This window comes from Amycolatopsis ultiminotia (assembly GCF_039536925.1).
In the GTDB taxonomy this organism is placed as follows: Bacteria; Actinomycetota; Actinomycetes; order Mycobacteriales; family Pseudonocardiaceae; genus Amycolatopsis; species Amycolatopsis ultiminotia.
In genome coordinates this window covers 1-15,996 of the sequence record NZ_BAAAZN010000037.1, presented here as the reverse complement: position 1 = coordinate 15,996, position 15,996 = coordinate 1, and the positions used below count along the sequence as shown (strand labels likewise).

12 protein-coding genes and 1 pseudogene are annotated in these 15,996 nt (G+C 66.0%); 2 read left to right on the top strand and 11 right to left on the bottom strand.

Annotation, left to right across the window (positions count from 1 at the left end; translation table 11 throughout):
* Positions 1 to 101 precede the first annotated feature (101 nt).
* The 4 genes from ABD793_RS42015 to ABD793_RS42000 all read right to left on the bottom strand — a co-directional run bounded on the left by ABD793_RS42015 (position 102) and on the right by ABD793_RS42000 (position 5,152).
* Positions 102 to 2,201, bottom strand: a complete 2,100-nt coding sequence (locus tag ABD793_RS42015) for a hypothetical protein (RefSeq protein WP_344869412.1) — start codon at positions 2,199 to 2,201, stop codon at positions 102 to 104.
* Positions 2,198 to 2,857, bottom strand: a complete 660-nt coding sequence (locus ABD793_RS42010) for an ABC-three component system middle component 2 (RefSeq protein WP_344869410.1) — start codon at positions 2,855 to 2,857, stop codon at positions 2,198 to 2,200. The genes ABD793_RS42015 and ABD793_RS42010 overlap by 4 nt, the downstream gene beginning before the upstream one ends.
* On the bottom strand, positions 2,854 to 3,915 hold the full coding sequence (locus ABD793_RS42005; RefSeq protein ID WP_344869408.1) for a hypothetical protein: 1,062 nt from the start codon (positions 3,913 to 3,915) through the stop codon (positions 2,854 to 2,856). The genes ABD793_RS42010 and ABD793_RS42005 overlap by 4 nt, the downstream gene beginning before the upstream one ends.
* A 556-nt stretch (positions 3,916 to 4,471) precedes the next feature.
* Positions 4,472 to 5,152: a hypothetical protein gene (locus tag ABD793_RS42000; protein ID WP_344869406.1), complete on the bottom strand. Its 681-nt coding sequence runs from the start codon at positions 5,150 to 5,152 to the stop codon at positions 4,472 to 4,474.
* A 792-nt stretch (positions 5,153 to 5,944) separates the two neighbouring features.
* Here ABD793_RS42000 and ABD793_RS41995 point away from each other — a divergent pair.
* Positions 5,945 to 6,334, top strand: a complete 390-nt coding sequence (locus ABD793_RS41995; protein ID WP_344869404.1) for a hypothetical protein — start codon at positions 5,945 to 5,947, stop codon at positions 6,332 to 6,334.
* A gap of 851 nt (positions 6,335 to 7,185) precedes the next feature.
* Here the strand turns inward: ABD793_RS41995 and ABD793_RS41990 are convergent.
* The 5 genes from ABD793_RS41990 to ABD793_RS41975 all read right to left on the bottom strand — a co-directional run bounded on the left by ABD793_RS41990 (position 7,186) and on the right by ABD793_RS41975 (position 11,754).
* The gene (locus tag ABD793_RS41990; RefSeq protein WP_344869402.1) at positions 7,186 to 8,109 is read right to left on the bottom strand and encodes an alpha/beta hydrolase; all 924 of its coding nucleotides are present in this window, start codon (positions 8,107 to 8,109) and stop codon (positions 7,186 to 7,188) included.
* Positions 8,110 to 8,599: 490 nt separating this feature from the next.
* On the bottom strand, positions 8,600 to 8,956 hold the full coding sequence (locus tag ABD793_RS42955) for a WYL domain-containing protein (RefSeq protein ID WP_425548856.1): 357 nt from the start codon (positions 8,954 to 8,956) through the stop codon (positions 8,600 to 8,602).
* A gap of 393 nt (positions 8,957 to 9,349) precedes the next feature.
* On the bottom strand, positions 9,350 to 10,111 hold the full coding sequence (locus ABD793_RS41985) for an alpha/beta fold hydrolase (protein WP_344869400.1): 762 nt from the start codon (positions 10,109 to 10,111) through the stop codon (positions 9,350 to 9,352).
* 49 nt (positions 10,112 to 10,160) lie between these two features.
* Entirely contained in the window at positions 10,161 to 11,120 is a 960-nt protein-coding gene (locus tag ABD793_RS41980; RefSeq protein ID WP_344869398.1) for a 3-hydroxyacyl-CoA dehydrogenase family protein, read from the bottom strand.
* Between the two features lie 16 nt (positions 11,121 to 11,136).
* Positions 11,137 to 11,754 carry a hypothetical protein gene (locus tag ABD793_RS41975; protein WP_344869396.1) on the bottom strand — a complete coding sequence of 206 codons (618 nt, stop codon included), beginning with the start codon at positions 11,752 to 11,754 and terminating at the stop codon, positions 11,137 to 11,139.
* Positions 11,755 to 11,780: 26 nt separating this feature from the next.
* On the opposite strand from ABD793_RS41975, the gene ABD793_RS41970 reads away from it, so the two are divergent.
* Positions 11,781 to 13,757, top strand: coding sequence for a helix-turn-helix domain-containing protein (locus tag ABD793_RS41970; RefSeq protein WP_344869394.1), 1,977 nt, complete (start codon positions 11,781 to 11,783; stop codon positions 13,755 to 13,757).
* A 481-nt stretch (positions 13,758 to 14,238) separates the two neighbouring features.
* On the opposite strand, the pseudogene ABD793_RS41965 reads toward ABD793_RS41970, so the two are convergent.
* Both ABD793_RS41965 and ABD793_RS41960 read right to left on the bottom strand, forming a co-directional pair.
* Positions 14,239 to 14,630: pseudogene (locus tag ABD793_RS41965) on the bottom strand (transposase family protein); the annotation flags it as partial.
* Between the two features lie 16 nt (positions 14,631 to 14,646).
* Positions 14,647 to 15,669, bottom strand: coding sequence for a hypothetical protein (locus ABD793_RS41960; protein WP_344869392.1), 1,023 nt, complete (start codon positions 15,667 to 15,669; stop codon positions 14,647 to 14,649).
* Positions 15,670 to 15,996 lie beyond the last annotated feature (327 nt).

The window sequence follows — 15,996 nt, the reverse complement described above, 5'->3', positions numbered from 1 at the left end:
CAGGCAGTAGTAGATCCCATCGCGGAGTGCTTGAGCGCCTTGCCCGAGAACCCAGCCTGGAGGCTAGGCAGGCTGAGATCCGCCTCTGGCCGCAGACTGCTTCAGGACACTTCGTCGTCAATGAGCCCGTAGGGAGGTTGGTCTTCTCGTCGCGAGTAGCGAACAACGACGTCGGGGTCGGTTGAGCTCGGAGGCGTGTTGTCAACGACAACGATCTGGGCACCTTGACCCTCGCCTGCGAGCCACGTGTGCAGGTGCTGATAGAAATCCGTGACGGCGATGCTGTCAGCGAATTCGGCGTCGCGGTCGCCGCCCTGGCCGAGGTTTTTTTGCGGGCTGTCGATCATGAGGAAGCCAGGGTGAGCGCTGCCGGTCTCCCAGGCGATCTGGAAGATCGCCAGTATCCAGGCCAGGGAGATCAGGGTGCGCCCCCCAGAGGAAGCGTTGGTATAGCTCATACCGCGCATGTGGGGGACGAGGCGACCGTCGATGAACGCCTGGTCGAGCTTGGGGTAGCGCCAAGAGGTGAGGATGGCAACATAGCGCTCGCTGATGCGGTGAATGACGTCGTTGCGGTCCGGCTGCATAGCGGCTTCGTTCATCTCAGCCCGCAAGGCATCGACGTTGGTTTCAAGGCGAGCAACTGTAGCTCCGCGTCGGTCGAGGCTGTCGAGCATCCTGATCGCGGTCTTCGCCCGGTCCAGGCTGGTCGCGGCGGCCTGCTGCTGGCGCATCAGGTCGTCGCGCTGGCTGAGGTAGGGGCTCACCGCAGCGTTGGTCGCGGCGTCCACCTCGTGCGCGAGGCCAGCCTCGTTGTCGTTGGCTTGCTTGGCCTCGATACGCAGATGTCCGAGTTCTGATTCGAGCTCCTCGACGAATGTAGTGATTTCCGCCAAGCGTGCCTTGGTGGCTCGCAGCTCGGTGGAGACGTCGAACTTCGCCTCGGTTTCGGTGCCTGCAGTGTCCTGCGCGGTGTTGTTCGCAGATGAGCCGTTGGTGGACGCGGTGGTGCCGGTGGATTCTGTTGCTGGCAAGGTGACTTCAGAGCTGCATAGCGTGCAGTGGCCGTCGGCGATGTGCGGGGCGTCCCGGAGCACAGTCAGGCAAGCGGGACAGACCTTCACTTGCAACGGATCGAATAACTTGCGCGCCTCGGCAAGCATTGTCAGCTTGGTGATGTCGGCGGCGTACTGGGCACGGAGAGGAACGAGGCGGCGTAGCTGTGTCTCACGGTCGCGCACGAGCGCCGCGGCCTGCTGTGCCTGCCGAGACGCATCGCGGTGCCTTGCGCGCAGGTCCGCGGCAAAGGTGGATGCAGCGCGGATCTCGGTGTCCAGAGTTTCGAGCGCGCGCGTGGCCTGTTCGACCTTCTGCTCGGCATCCCCGCAGACCAGTTCGATCTCAACGCGCGTGCCGAATTCCTGCTCGTCGAGGAACCCCTGGGTGGTGGTGTACTCGGCGCGAGCCTTGGCCAGTCGGTTCTCCAGCTCTCTGATTCGGCGGCCGAGTTCGACTGCCTTGTCGTCGTGGACGCCAAACACGACGTCGACCACTTGGCCGAGCTTGAGGCGCTTCATGGGAGAGCTCTCGAACAGCAGGTGCTTGTCGTCGAGTCGCTCGTTGGGCATGTAGCTGAGCCACAGCAGATCGCGGATGCTGAGCGGATCGGTTCCGGACTCCGCCTGGGTGGGTGCCTCGCGCAGCTCCACGCCTTCGAGACCGCAGTAAGACAGGAGGAAACTCGAGAGGCTGTCCGCAGCACCGGCAGGCCTGATCATCTTCCTGTCGAGGGGTGGGATCTCGACATCCCCAAGGCGTCCCGTCCTGACGAACGCGGCAGTGGATGGCTCACCGACAGCCCGCTCAATGACGTGAGGTTGCCCGTTGAGCTCGACTTCGAGGAGCGCCGACCTGACCTTGCGGAGGATCTCCGGATGCCGTGGGTGGTCTTTTCCGCCAAGGCAGTAGGCAACGAACTCAAGCACCGAGGACTTGCCCGTGCTGAACGCCCCGGCGATGACAGATAGCGACCGCAGTTTTGTTTCGGTGTCCCGGAAGTCGACCTCGTAGTCGCGGTCGATGCCCTTGAGTCGGAGGCGTACGAGCCGGATACCACGGGGAACGACGATGGGCTCCGAGGAGCCACCCGCGGTGGGCGGGTTGTCCCGACCAGCCTTGCCAGGGTCATTCTCGGTGCTCATGTACGGCGTCCATCGTGGTGCGGAGGAACAGGTGCGTCGGCTAGGAGCAAGTCGGAGGCTGCCGGGCTCTCTTCCACCAGGTGGATGGCATCGAGGAGGTCGAGCGCTTCTGGACGCGCGGAATCGCGTGCCGGCATGGTCCAGGTCTGGACCGCATCGCGTAGACGGGAGTCGCTATAGCGGCGCAGCTTGGTGAGCAGAATCTCTGCAGACAGCCGGTATGACCTTGCGTAGACGGCGCTGAACCTCTCAGCGAGTTCGACGCCTTCGGCAGTCGCGGCGTACAGCACGCTCTTGTCCACCGTCGGCTCCACCAAGCCGTAGGCCACGAGCAGGGCCAGGTCGTGCTGGAGGCGCTCCCGCCGGGTGGTGAAGCGGTGCGCCGGGCTGGCGTAGCTCAATGCCCGGCCGTCGAAGCCCGCCATCAGCAGCCGTTTCCGGTCCCGGTCTTCCTCATCGGTGAGCACCAGCATCGGGTTGGCCACGAGGAAGTCGTAGTAACCCAACCGCTCGATCGACGCTCCGGGAAGATTGAACTCACGTAGCGACGCAAGTAGCAGCACCAGCTGCGCCAGCCGGAAGACGACGTCGTCCTCCGGCACCACGACCGGCGGCCGGGAGCCCGAGCTCGTTGGGGCGTCGGTCGGGCTGGTCACGACGACTCCGCTTTGGCCGCGGTGTCAGAAGTCTCGCCTGATTGCCCGGTCTCGGCAGGTGTTACGTGGTCCTCCGCGACCTGCCGCCAGTGGCGGACCCACCCAGCCCGTCGGTCGTCGACGACTCGGTGCATCAGGCCGGACGTGTGGACCGCACCTGCGGGAAGCCCAGCTCCCAGGGCTTCGTGCTGGGTCCTGATCTCACCCATCACCGACTTCTGCAGACCTGGCAGGCGCGAGCCCTCGTGGATCTGGCACGCGTCGTTGAAGTGGTCCTCCCACAGGCCATGCACCGCCGCGTCGGCGTGGGACAGTGCGGCGACCTCTGAGGGGACTCCCTTGTCCACAATTTCTCTCGCCATCAACTCGGCGTTGAAAAATTGGTGCTTGGACGCGGAGACTTCCACATGGCCTGCCTCACGGAGCTGGCGCACGAACAACGCCGAATCTAGCCGGTCGGAGTCCTCATCGGCCAAGTTCACGACTTGGGCGACCGTGCGCACCGACCGAGCGGGCTCGTAGTAGTGCCTGCGCACAGCCTCCGCGTCAGGTGAGAGCAGAAGTCCTCGCAGTTCGTTCTCGTCCCACAACTCGATCAAGACCCCGTGCTGTTTCTCCGTCCGCTTCTTCCAGCCCGACCACCACTTCGATGTAGGCGCGTCCATGCTGGACGGTACGCAGAGAACCCACTGATGCAATACGAATTTCTCGTTGGCGGCGTTCTTCACTGCCGAGTTGAAGGACTCCCGGATCTGCGCTTGATGGGTACTGCCCGCAACCTCGGGCATAAAGTACTTCGACTGCCAAATCGTGATGTGACCGCCAAGGTCGCCGATGAACACATCGATGCCCCAGTCACCGGGGTTGGCGGCAATCATCGCTGCCACCCCGGGCCGGACGGCGCGGACCAGCTGACCGATCATCTCCTCGAAGTCTTGGCGAGCGCCGTGGGTGTTCGCGCGAACTTCGTGCGCACGGAAATTGATAGGTGAACCGCCAGCAGCCACGCCCGAAGGCGACCTCGTCACCGCAGCCGTACCCTGCGACAACCTGATCACCTGCCTCCATCGCTCAGACTGGCTCTGACGTGCTCTGTTGCCCACCGCAACATCGACTTACTAGCGCGGCACGTTACCGCCATCGTGGTGTGTTGCCGGACCGTAATCGTCTTGTTCTTCGGTTCACCTGTCCGGCGGGCCATCACACGGCGTGAACTGTCGACCTTCTCGACAGCGTGGGGCTTCTTACAGAGCACGAAGGCAGACGACGACCTGTTCCAAGATGACTGGCCGCATGCTGGCCCCAGCCGGCGGTCGCCGTTGATGTTGATGCTCTCGACGTCGGTGTCGGCCAGCGGCGACTGCAAAGCCAGCCAGGACGAAAGACCTGGGCGGCTTGCAGCCGCCGCTGCTCGACCTTGGGCGGCACCAGCATTCCGCCAGCCGCGGAGTTGCGTAGCTCGGCCTGCGCGTGCGCGTTGGTTAAGATGACCTCGGTCAGCCAGCGGCGCGACGAGTCGTCCATCGTCGGCCGGCTGGCGGTCTCGCTGACGCGGGTGGGACGGTTAGTCAGGAGTTGGTCGCCGGGGATCACCCGCGTCAGCGGCAAAGCCGGTCACGGACGCCCAGTCGCTCCTACCGGCGCATTGTCGAGCCGCACCGCCGCCACGAGAGTCCGCGACGTCCCTGCTCCGACCCGAAGCTGCTTCCGCAGAGTCTCCGCAGAGATTGGACGTCGGTAGCGCCGCCAGTGCTCCGCGTCCGCCCGACGCGCTCGCCTCATGAGTTCCTCATCAAGATCGGCATCCCCACGGGCCGCTGCTCGGACCCGCTTTTCGCGCTGCAGACCTGCCGCGGCGGGCACCACCTGTTCCAGGCCGCCATCCACCGATTCTGCGGACAAAGACGCTGGTGACTGGACCGGGTTGGGATCGGACCTCGCCACGCTCAACGCACGAAGGAGGCCTGGACCTGCTTCGCATACCCCGATTAGCAAGAGCGGGCCGACCGAGTCGAACGCGGCTTTACCCCATTGACCGGCAAACACCGGATCGGCGACGTTCAGCAGCAGGGTCACCACGCTCGCCGCCAACAGCAGACGTCGTGCCGGCCGCCGCACCTCCTCGCTGGCCCCGGACAGTGCTAGATGTCGCGTACCGACGAGCAACCCCAGCACCGTCAGGTCAACAGCAGGCGCCACCAGCGGCGCCACGAACGCTGGGACTTGAAGCTTCAACGCCAGGTTGAGGACGTTCCCAAACCCGAACAGGAAGGTGAGCCCGATGACCAGCCCCATAGTGATCGTGACAAACCGAGCAACCGTCCGCGAGCTGGCGCTCATGACCGGCCCCCGCCTGAGCCGGGAAGCTCGAAGCTCGCCTCGACCACCAACGTGCCGACGAAAATCCCCTGGTCAGCCCCGTTCCCATCCTTTGGTACTCCTGCCGAGGGCACACAGGTCAAGCCCTCCCACAGGCGACTGTTGGGAGGCGACGTGACGCCGCTCGCGGCGCGAACGGCTCAATCGTCATGTCTATGTCGGCCAAGACGGGCTAACGAAGAAGCGCAACTACCTCACTGAAGTGGTGCCCACGGGGCCTCAGGCCGAAGCCGCCGAGGTTCTGCGCAAGCTCCTCGTCACGGCCGACGAGAACAAGTACCCGAAGGCCAGGGCCACCGTAAGCCAGGTCGGCAACGCCCCACCTGCCCTCCATGAAGGTCGCCGAGGGCACGCGACGGACGCTCATCCGGTATGCGGACAAGCACACCCATCGGCTCCTACCCCGCACAACTCGGCGCCCATGACCTGGACCGCTACTTCGCCTAGCTCAGCCGCTGCCGCGACCACCGCACTCACCCGTTCACCCAGCACCGGACCCGTCGGCAGCACACCTGCGATGCACGGTGCAAGCCTCTGTCGGACTGGACGATCCGCAAGATCCGCTTCTTCCGCTCCGGCGCGTACGAGAGAGTGCGGCGTCGGGAGTGGGTGACCACTTTGGCGGACCCGCCAAGCGCCCCTCAGCCTGATCCTCAGCCCCCAACGCCGGATGAAGCAGCCAGGATTCTCAACGCAGCCTGGCACGACATGTTCTTCGGCATGCTGGTCTGGGTGGCAAACTGTGCGGGCTGCGGTGGAAGCGCTTCGACCTCTTTCACCTTCTCGCTGCAGCCCGGTGGCAGCGAACCCTACAAACCCAAGACGCTGACACAGCAGTACAACCGGCTCGCCGATCGACTTGGCATCAACACCACCATCCGCCGCGTTCGGCACTACTCAGCGACCGAACCGATCGGCGCAGGCGTCGACATTCGCACCGCGGCGGGCCGGCTCGGCCATTCTGCCGGAGGCACCACGACTTTCAAGATCTACGCCGCGTGGGTCACCGAAGCCGACCAGCGAGCCGCCAAAATTTTGCTCGAACACATTCCTCCCAGGCCAGCCGAACGAGCGAAAGATGCCCCCACCGCGCCGTAACAACGGAGCCATTGCACCGTCAGTAAAGGAAATTGCGAAACAGTTCAGCGTCAGTGCTGGGACTGCACACCGCGCCCTCGGACCACCGCAGCCAGGAAAAGCGGAGGTGCAGCTCATGGACCAGGGGAACGTCATCCTCCTGGACAGCGGGATTTTCAATCTGACCAACGAGCACAAGCGCGCCACCGGCTGCACGATGCACGAAGCGCTGCCGCTGGACGAGATCACCGGGTTTGACCGGCTGGGACTACTTCGACCAGCTCGCCGCCGGGTACGACCGGTTGTGCTTCGGCAACGTCGTGCAGGCCACCCATCCGACGCAGGTCCGGCTGTTGCACACGATGTGGGAGCGCGGCCGGCAGTACCCGCAGCGGTGCATTCACGTACTCGGCCCGTCCGCCTGCGAATGGTGCCTCCCGTGCCCGCCGGACTCGTGCGACTCCTCGTCCTGGCTGAACAGCCTGCGCTACCCCGCCGTGCGCACGGAATCCGCCGGGCTACGGCGCCTGGGAGAGCCGGGGCACCGGTTCCTCTGCAGCGAAACCGCGAACCGTGACATCTCCTGCCGAATGCACGCCGACCCCATGACCCACACCCTCGCGAACTGGCGGGCAATGCAAGACCGGCACGCCGACTTCGGCGAGATCCCGCACCCGCCCCGCGACGACCGGCACAACCAGCTGCGAAGACCTCGCTCGCGACCTGTGGACCGTCCTGGTCGAGGGTTACCAGCTCGCACCTACACAGGTCGAGGTGCCCCAAGACGGCGAGTTCGGCACGATCGTGACGGGAGTGTCCTGGGGGTGGCGTTTTTCCCGGAGCCGGGGTTTGTGGGGTTGTTGTTCTTGGGGTCAGGGTTGGAGGGCTTCTCGGAGTGCTCGTATTTGGGTGGCGAGGCCGCGTTGGCCGATGGTTGTGTGGGCGAACATGAGGTCGAAGCCGTGTAGGGCGCCGGGGATCTGGATGAGTTCGGTGTTGGTTCCGGCGGCGGTGAGGCGGGCGGCGTAGGCGATGCCGTCGTCGCGTACGGGGTCGATTTCGGCGACCATGATCAGTGCCGGTGGGAGGCCGGTGAGGTTGGTGGCGCGGGCGGGGGCGGCGTAGCCGTCGGGGGTGTTGTGCGGGACGTAGTACTTCCAGATGCGTTCGAGGGCGAAGCGGGTTAGTACGGGGCTGTCGGTGAATTCGTGTGCTGAGGTGGTGGTCAGGCGGTCGTCGAGTCCTGGGTAGATCAGTAGCTGGAATTGGATGGTGGGTCCGGTGGTGTCGCGTGCGCGCAGTGTGGTTGCGGCGGCTAGTGCGCCGCCGGCGCTGGCGCCGGCGATGGCCAGTCGGTGTGGGTCGGCACCGAGTTCGGTGGCGTGGTCGACGGCCCAGAGCAGGCCGGCGTAGGCGTCGTTGACGGCGGCTGGGTAGGGGTGTTCTGGGGCGTGGCGGTAGTCGACGGATACGACGACGGCGTCGACTTCGGTGGCGTAGCGCAGTACGCGTGCTTCTTCGGTTTCGGGTCGGCCGAAGACGAAGCCGCCGGAGTGCAGGAACAGGATGAGTGGTTTCACGCCGGTGCCGGTGGGTTGGTAGACGCGTAGGCGCAGGCCGTCGGCGGTGTGGTGGTCGTGGACTGTGACCCGGTCGTCGTGTGGCACGTCCGGGATGAGACGTAGCTGCGGGAACTGTGCGGTGCTGGCGAAGATGGTGTGGGGGTCGTGGAGGAAGGGGTCGGTGGTGGTGTCCAGGATGGCCTGAAGTTCGGGATCGATGGCGGGAGTGCTCATGGGCTCAACTGTATTGGGTTGTGCCCGCCTCCGAGAGTGGTCTGCCGGACCCTTCATGCAACGATCACGCCAGGCGAGTCGGGTTGCTGGATTGCTGACGGTTGTGCCGGATCTCGAGGTAGCCGAAGATCGCGTTGGCCGACTCGAATCCTTTGTGCGCTTGGTGAACGCCCATGATCTGCCGTGGACTCCCTGATCGGCATGAATGATCGGCCAAACCGCGGCGCCCGGTTGTCGATGGCCATGCCGACCGCGCTGGTCACGAAGCCCGCCGTGGGCGAGGAATCAATGGACCAGCCCACCACGCATAGCGGCCCTGGGGAATTGTGGTGGATCACGATGATCACATCAGCCGGCCGAGCGTGCCGGATCGACCGCGCTGACGGCGGCCGGGAGCGCCAACGGTGCAAGACCCCTAGACCGTCACGTGCAGGGGGCCGACGACGTCGTCGAGACCGTCGGAGCCCGGACCACTGGCGTGCGTCCGGGGTCAGGAGATCGTGGGCCAGCTCTGGCTGCTCGTTCCGCCTGCGGAGCCAGCGGATGGCGAGGTCAGCGGCATAGCCGCGCATAGGTCCGTTCCTTCAACGCTCGCGCGACACCGTGCTGTCGGTGCTCGAGGTCGCACGCCCAGCGCTTTCGTGTCGGGCCGGTCGAGTTTCCTGCCCAGCTCAACCTCCCGAGGCGGGGCGAGCTCGTCGAGCGTCTCGATGGCAGCGATGCGTAACCCGCGCATCCCCTTGCGCGTACGACACCAGGCCGCGAGGTACCAGCTCGCACCCCTAAGGAAGCCGCTCGGGACCAGGTCGCGGCGAGCATCGAGGGGTTCGGGTTGACGATCGGCCAACGGCTGGAGTATCGGGCCGGCAGCAGTGGGCTGCGTTCCAGCACGCTCGACCTACGTCGTCCGGTATCTGATTCCGCAGCTTGGTGGTTTGCCTTTGGCGACGCTCTGGGTGAGCGACGTAGGCCGGGAGAGCGATCTTCCCGAGGCAGCGCGCACCGTCGCTCCCGATCGGGGGTCTGCCGTCTTGGTCTGTTCGGTCATGAATTCGAGGAGTTAGTTGCTTGCGCAGTACACGGGCCTTCCACCGAGCTGGCTGGACAAGCGCAGCCGCTCTGCCGTTGGCAGCCGGGAACGATCTCGAGAGCGTCCACGAGATACTCGGACCTGCCTCGATGTCCTCCACCGCGGACAACCACGTCTCGCTCGTCGGGGGCATGGCCGGGCGGGCCGCGGTCATTGGGCGAGGAAGTTCTTCAGCGTGGCGTTGACCGTCTCCGCGCGTTCGATGTTCCCCAGATGCGCCCCGGGGTCGAGTTCGACGTGACGTGCGCTGCCGATGCCGCGCGCGATCTCCAGCGAGCACTCCGGGGGAAGCGCCTGGTCTTGGGCGCCGCCGACCACCAGGGTCGGCGCTGAGATCTTCGGCAGGTCGGGTCGGAGGTCCGCGTCGGCGAGCGCCTCCGCGCAGCCGGCATAGCCCTCCGCCGGTATCCCCTCCACCATCCGGGCCACCCGCTGTATCTCCCCGGGATGCGTGGCCCGGTAATCCGCGGTGAACCAGCGCTTGAGCAGAGTGGGCACCAGATACGCCACGCCGCCGGACCGGCGCACCTCCGCGGCGCGGTCCCGGAACCCTTGTGGCTGCGGGACCGCGGCGGCGGAGAACAACACGGCGAGACGATCGAGCCGCCCGGGGGCCAGCACTGCCAGTGACTGACCGACCATGCCGCCGATGGAAAGGCCGACGAACGAAAACCGGGTGACCCCAAGGGAATCGACCGTTTCCAGGACGTCGTTCGCGATATCTGCCACCCCGAAGGACCCGTGGCGCTGCGTCGACCGGCCGTGACCGGGAAGATCGAGCAGCACCAAGCGCCGGGAGCCCGACAACCCCTCGACCTGGGGGCGCCAGAGTGCGGTGGTCGTGCCGAGGGATCCGAGCAGGACGACCACCGGTGCCTCGGCAGGCCCGTACACGTCGTGAGCAAGGCGCATTTCCACGTTCTCCCCGGTGATCGTTGGGCCGAAGTGCTGCTGGGACCGGCTAGCTCGCCGCGGTGGGCGACAAAGCCCGCTCGCTGCCGCCGGTGGAACCGGCAGCAGCGAGCACCGCGGCGTAGCGCGCGTCCCGTTCGCTCAGCAGCGCATCACGGACGTCGGCCGGATACGAGTAATATCCGGCACCCGTCGCCAATCCCCAATTTTCCTCTTCTACCATTTCTTTCACTGAGCCAGGAAGGGAAAAACGGGATCCGAAAGCAGTATCAAGGTTGGCCAGGATGGCCCCGAAAACGTTCAACCCGGCCATGTCGGCGACCTTGAATACCCCGTACGCGGCCAGCCTGAACCCGAATGTCGTCTTGACCAACTCATCGAGATCCGCCGCGGTGACCAGGCCCTCCTCGACACAAAGAACGGCCTCACGGAACAGGGCGAGCTGAAGCCGGTTGGCGACGAAAGCCGGAGAAGAGCCCACTTCGACGGGTGACTTTCCCCAGCTCTCCAGCAAGGCCGTGATCCGAGGCACCCACCTCTGCGAGACTGGGTCCACCGCGGCGATCTCGACTCCTGGCGCGATCTCCGCAGGGTTGAAGAAGTGACCGGCCAGAAGTGCCCGCTCGGCACGTACGGCTGCCTTCAGCAGGTGCAGGGAAACCGACGAGGTGTTGGTGACGAAAGGCACGCCATCATCGCTGATTTCATCGATGGCTTTGAAGGTCTCCACCTTCAGCTGCACATCTTCGGGCAGGCATTCGATCACGAGGTCGGCACCCGCGACCGCATCCGCCAGCTCGGCGGTCGAGGTCAGCCGCCCTTCCCCGGTGCCGGAAGCGGCAGCGGGCGCCGCGGCGAGGCGTTCCCTGATGCGCTGCTCGGAGTGCGGCACAACCGCTCTGAGATCCCAGACCACGACATCGGCGCCTCCCCGCAAAGCCGCGACGGCAATTCCCTGTCCCATCAGCCCGGCGCCCACGACGGCGACCTTGCGGAGAGAAACTGTCATGTCGGTCGTCCTCATGCTATTTGTGGATGTCCTCGATCCCGGTGGCTTTGCCCACCGACTGTCCCCATTCCAGCGAAGGCGGCGCCTCGCGCCACAACTGCATGGGCTCGCCGGTGACCGGGTCCAGCCGCGGAATGGGCAGGCTCATGATCCGTTTGACCGCGGCACGCAGTTCCTCGTCGGAGTACTGGCCGTCTCGCATCAGATCCCAGTCGCGCCCGTCCGCGTAGCCACCGACCATGAGGACGTCCTCGGTCCCGCCCAGTTCGGTGTGCTGGTCGTCCTCGAACGCGCTGTGCGAAACGCCGGCCGGAAGCACGATGACATCTCCGGCCAGGAAGAGCATCGGCTCTTCGGCGGCTCCGCCAAGGCGCAGCGGCATCGCGCCGCGGACAACGCCGAGCACTTCATGGCAGGTGGAGTGGAAGTGGGGGTAGGGATAGACACCCCGGTAAGTCCAGTTGTTGAGCCAGTCGTTGCGGGCGAACACGCGTTTCATCGTGGTTTCCAGCGCTTCGCCCGCATCCGCCTGGACGGCTTGCCGATATACCAGCAACGGCAGCCGGCTGTTGATGACCGTGCCGTCCGGCGCGTAGTGGTGTGCTTCGGCCTCGACCTGTGCCGCAATAGTCATACTTGCCTCTCTTCGTTGATCAGGCAATGAATCCGTCCCTGCTGGTGCCACGATTGCGTGTTACCGGGCAGGCGTCCAGGGATAACGTCTCCATAAGATGGCCCATGAGTGAGAGGATCGATCCCATGTCTGATCCGCTCCATGCACTCGCCGGACGGCAGCACGACCTGGTCATGCTGGTGACGCAGGATGCTCCGGAGGCGCAGCTGAAGACGGTCGTCGAAGCCGGCCGGGCCGATGCCGCGGCGCTGGGCCAGGCAGCTGAGTTCGAGCAGTTCGCCGAAGCGATGTTTCTGCTGCACCGTTCGCGTGCCGAGGACCGGGTGCGCACCGCCGACCTGGCCGCGCTGGTCGACACGGTCACCGACCTGGCCACGCACCGGGACCTCGACGTGCTGCTGCCCGCCATCTGCCGGCGCGCACGCAGCCTCCTCTCGACTGACGTCGCCTACATCATGCTGACCGACCCGGGCAACGGGGAATCATACGTACACACCACCGATGGTGTGGTCTCCGAGATGTTCCGCACCATGCGGATCGCCCACGGCGTCGGTGTCGGCGGGCGCGTGGCCAGCACCGGACAACCCGAGACGACCCCGAACTACTGCGCCGACGCCCGTCTGACGCACTCTGCGGACATCGACGAGCGCGTGATCGCAGAGGAGTTGCAAGGTGTCGCAGCGGCGCCTCTTCGACGTGGCACACGCGTCATCGGCGTGTTGTTTGCGTGTTCACGGGCCACCCGGCGTTTCGCCGCCCGTGAGATCGCGCTGCTGACCGGGCTTGCCAACCACGCGGCGGTGGCGATCGACAACGCGGGTCTCCTGCGGGACGCCGAACAGGCGGCCGCCGACCTGGCGAATGCCGAAGCACGTGCGCGCGCTCGCGCCGACCACGTCGAGAACATCGCCCGCGTCCGCGACGCCTTGGCGATGCAGGCTCTCTCCGGAGCCGCCATCCCGGAGCTGCTCGACTCGGCGCTGTCGTACGTGCCGGGCTCGCTCGAGGTCGACGTGCCGCAGACCGGTTTTCACATCCTGCGGCGCAACGGTGACAGCGACGACCTTCCGCACCGATTCGAGGTCGACATCTCCGCCGGCCCCGAACGGCTCGGTGTACTGCGGCTACGGCGAGCGCAGGTGGACGGAAGCGAGGAGGACGTCCTCGGCTACGCGGCGGGGCTTGTCGCGAACGCGTTGCTACGTCATCAGGCCGCCTCGGAAGCCGACCTCCGAGAACAGGCACATGTCCTGGAAGCGGTCATCGACGGCCGTGACGAGGATGGCGACCTCCGTCGCCTCTTCAGCCGGATGGGTGCCTCACCCGACGACCCGGCCGTGGTCCTGGTCTGGACACCGTCGCCGAAACGAGCGCGCCGGGCCTGGTGGGAGGCGGCCAAGGCGGCAGCCACGGATGGTGGTGTCGCCGCGACCGTCCGTGGCAACCTCACCGTGGTCGTGCCCGGGAAGGACGCCGGGCTCGCAGCCCGCGACTGGCGCACCCGTTTTCGGCGCGCGCACCCCGACGAGGACGTTCTCACCATCGGCGCGGCAAGCAGCACCCACGGGGCGGACGGCCTCCGGGACGCGGCACGCCGGGCCGAGCGGGTGCTCTGCTTGCTGAGGGCACTCGGCCGGACCGGCGTCGCCGCCGATGCCGAAGGCCTTGGCCTGCTGGGGCAATTGCTCGGCGGAGACGCTCGTCCGGACCTGTCTTCGGTGCTCCGGCGGACGCTCGAACCGCTGGCGGAACACGACACCGCCGATCGCATCCCGCTCACACCGGTGGTCGAGGCGTTCATCGCCAACGACGGGCACCTCGCGCACACCGCACGCCAGCTGCATGTGCACGTGAACACGCTCTACCGCAGGCTGGAGGCTGTCGACACGGTTCTCGGCGGTGGCTGGCGGAGCGGTGACCAACGACTCGAACTTGCTCTTGCCCTTCGCCTCCGGAAGATCGATCGCCAGCTGCTGGACAGCTCCACACCCGCAACGAAGTGACCCCCGTGGTGCACTGTGGAGCTCCCAGCCGCCGGGGAGACAGCCGCCCGCGTTCGCGGCGGGGCGCTGGCCGCGTCGGCGGTAGCTACGTGCGGCGGCCGGGTCGACGGCGACAAGGTCACATGGCCACCTCCTGGGCCATTCGAGCCGGACTGGCCGCGCGGCGGCCGACCGCACGGCGACCCGCCGAATTCACCGAGGACGAAGGATGGCATCACCCTCGCCATGGCCGCAGCGGCATTCCTCGTCATCGCCCGGGACGCCGCGAAAAAAGGGATCCACACCCGGCCTGATACCGCTCACGTCCAACAACTGCTCAACCACGTCACCACACCGATCCGGCACACCACCCAGCATGCGATGCACCGGTCACGATGGCAACGAACCAGCCAAGCCCGAGCACGCGCCAGCCACTATCACCATTTGGTGAGTTTCTTGTAGCGGGTGATGGCGGCGGCGAGGGTGAGGAAGGCGGGGTTTGCGGTCGTAGTGCGGCACTGTCGTGCGTGTTCGCGGCCGGGATTCCCACAGCGAGAAGAATCCCGCCACGGTTGGACAGAGCGTGAATCGTGGACCCAGGCATGCCGCGGTCGAGGGGCTCGGCCCGGTCAACTCGCCCCTTTTTTTGTCCCTGACAGAAGCTCCGTCGAACACGGCGCGGGACCAGTCGATCACCCCTTGGCTGCCTAGGTCGTCGAGTAGCGCGTGGTGCACTTGCCGCCACCGACCGGCTTCGGTCCATACCGTGAACACCGCACACGGATCCGTCCGAGAACGACCACCACCCTGCGGGCGTGCTATCACCGCAGGGATCAGCGGCCCCACCGGCGCCCACAACTCATCCGGCACCACAGAACACCGAACGAGGCACAATCCAAGTCTGTGTCGCTTAACGGTGTCCGCTCAGACCGGCGATCAGGCCGCGGTATATCCAGAACATCGGCTTGGGCTGGTAGTCGTCGGTCAGAATCCCGAAGTCGTCGAATGGGTTGGGGGAGCCGGTCACGTCGTCGCGCAGGTCGAACAGGGCGTAGCTGGTCACGTTGTCGACGCCGCGATCTGCATGGATGGCCTGGATCTCGGTGGTGAGGGCTTGCGCCTGCCGGGCGGGTGAACGGTCGGCGGCATAGGTGGACCAGCCGTTCTCGGCGACCCGGATGGGGACGTTCGCGTGCAGGCCCGCCAGCGGCATCTCCTTGGTGCGTACGACGTCCAGGGTCTGGTCGAGCCATGCTCCGAGGTCGGGAACGGGTTCGGTGTGCGGAAGGCCGGTGTTCGGGTACAGCTCGACACCCACGAACCCAACCGACCTCGCGAACGCGGTGCCGCCGAGCTGGGCGATCGCGTTCCAGAAATCGACGAACGGCTGGGTGTTGGCGACCTCGTCGAAACCGATCTGCAGGTGGTGCGCATTCTGCTCGTCGGCGGTGTTGCGTGCGGCGATGACGCCCTGTACCAGCGCGGCGTTGCCGCCCGGCTGGGGCAGGACGTTCTGCTCCGCGGTCACCGCAAGAGCGTCGGTGATCGCGGCGTAGCGCCGCACGTCCCGGCGTACGCAGGTCAACCAGTCCTGCGGGCTCTCGCCCTGGTATTCGAGCACCAGATCGAGGCGACGGCCCGGTCCGAGAAACCGCATCCCGGGATCCGGGAACGCGCTACGGCAACTGATGTAGTCACGGACCTCCAGCGTCGACCCGTTGCGGTGCAATGCATCCAGGGCGACGTTGGCCTTCCGGACATCGTCGGGCTTGCCGTTTTCGGACCCGCCACCCGCGTATCCCCCTGGATAAATCCCGAAAGACAACGCGGGCGGGGGCGGGGGCGTCGCGTCAGCCACGGTCGGCTGCACGCTGAGGGCACCCGCGAGGCCGGTGACCAGCCCGGCGATTGTTGCCCTACGAAAAATCGACATGCGTCCATCGTGCGGCGGCACCGCAGATTACGAAGATGACATCTGTCATCAGGGTGACCATGAGATGCCCCCGACCATCTCGGATGGGTGGCACAATCAGCCGATCCAGTTCCGAGTAGCCCTGCTTGGTGACGACCCCCACGGCCAACAAGATCACCATCGCGAGTTGGAGGCTGCTCAAGCCAGCCGCAGTCCAGAACGGGGACCTTTTATAGGCCGAGTGTGCTTCAGGCAACGCGATCCACCGCGACGTCGTCCTTGGCGGGGATTCGGTCACGCGGAGGGCCCTGCAGATCCGATGGCCCGCGTGATTCCCCACCAGCCCCG

Excerpts from the sequence above, each read along its gene's own strand:
- ABD793_RS42015 (WP_344869412.1), bottom strand. The coding sequence starts at position 2,201 with ATGAGCACCGAGAATGACCCTGGCAAGGCTGGTCGGGACAACCCGCCC.
- ABD793_RS42000 (WP_344869406.1), bottom strand. The coding sequence starts at position 5,152 with ATGGGGCTGGTCATCGGGCTCACCTTCCTGTTCGGGTTTGGGAACGTC.
- ABD793_RS41995 (WP_344869404.1), top strand. The coding sequence starts at position 5,945 with ATGTTCTTCGGCATGCTGGTCTGGGTGGCAAACTGTGCGGGCTGCGGT.
- ABD793_RS41990 (WP_344869402.1), bottom strand. The coding sequence starts at position 8,109 with ATGAGCACTCCCGCCATCGATCCCGAACTTCAGGCCATCCTGGACACC.
- ABD793_RS41985 (WP_344869400.1), bottom strand. The coding sequence starts at position 10,111 with ATGCGCCTTGCTCACGACGTGTACGGGCCTGCCGAGGCACCGGTGGTC.
- ABD793_RS41980 (WP_344869398.1), bottom strand. The coding sequence starts at position 11,120 with ATGACAGTTTCTCTCCGCAAGGTCGCCGTCGTGGGCGCCGGGCTGATG.
- ABD793_RS41975 (WP_344869396.1), bottom strand. The coding sequence starts at position 11,754 with ATGACTATTGCGGCACAGGTCGAGGCCGAAGCACACCACTACGCGCCG.
- ABD793_RS41970 (WP_344869394.1), top strand. The coding sequence starts at position 11,781 with ATGAATCCGTCCCTGCTGGTGCCACGATTGCGTGTTACCGGGCAGGCG.
- ABD793_RS41960 (WP_344869392.1), bottom strand. The coding sequence starts at position 15,669 with ATGTCGATTTTTCGTAGGGCAACAATCGCCGGGCTGGTCACCGGCCTC.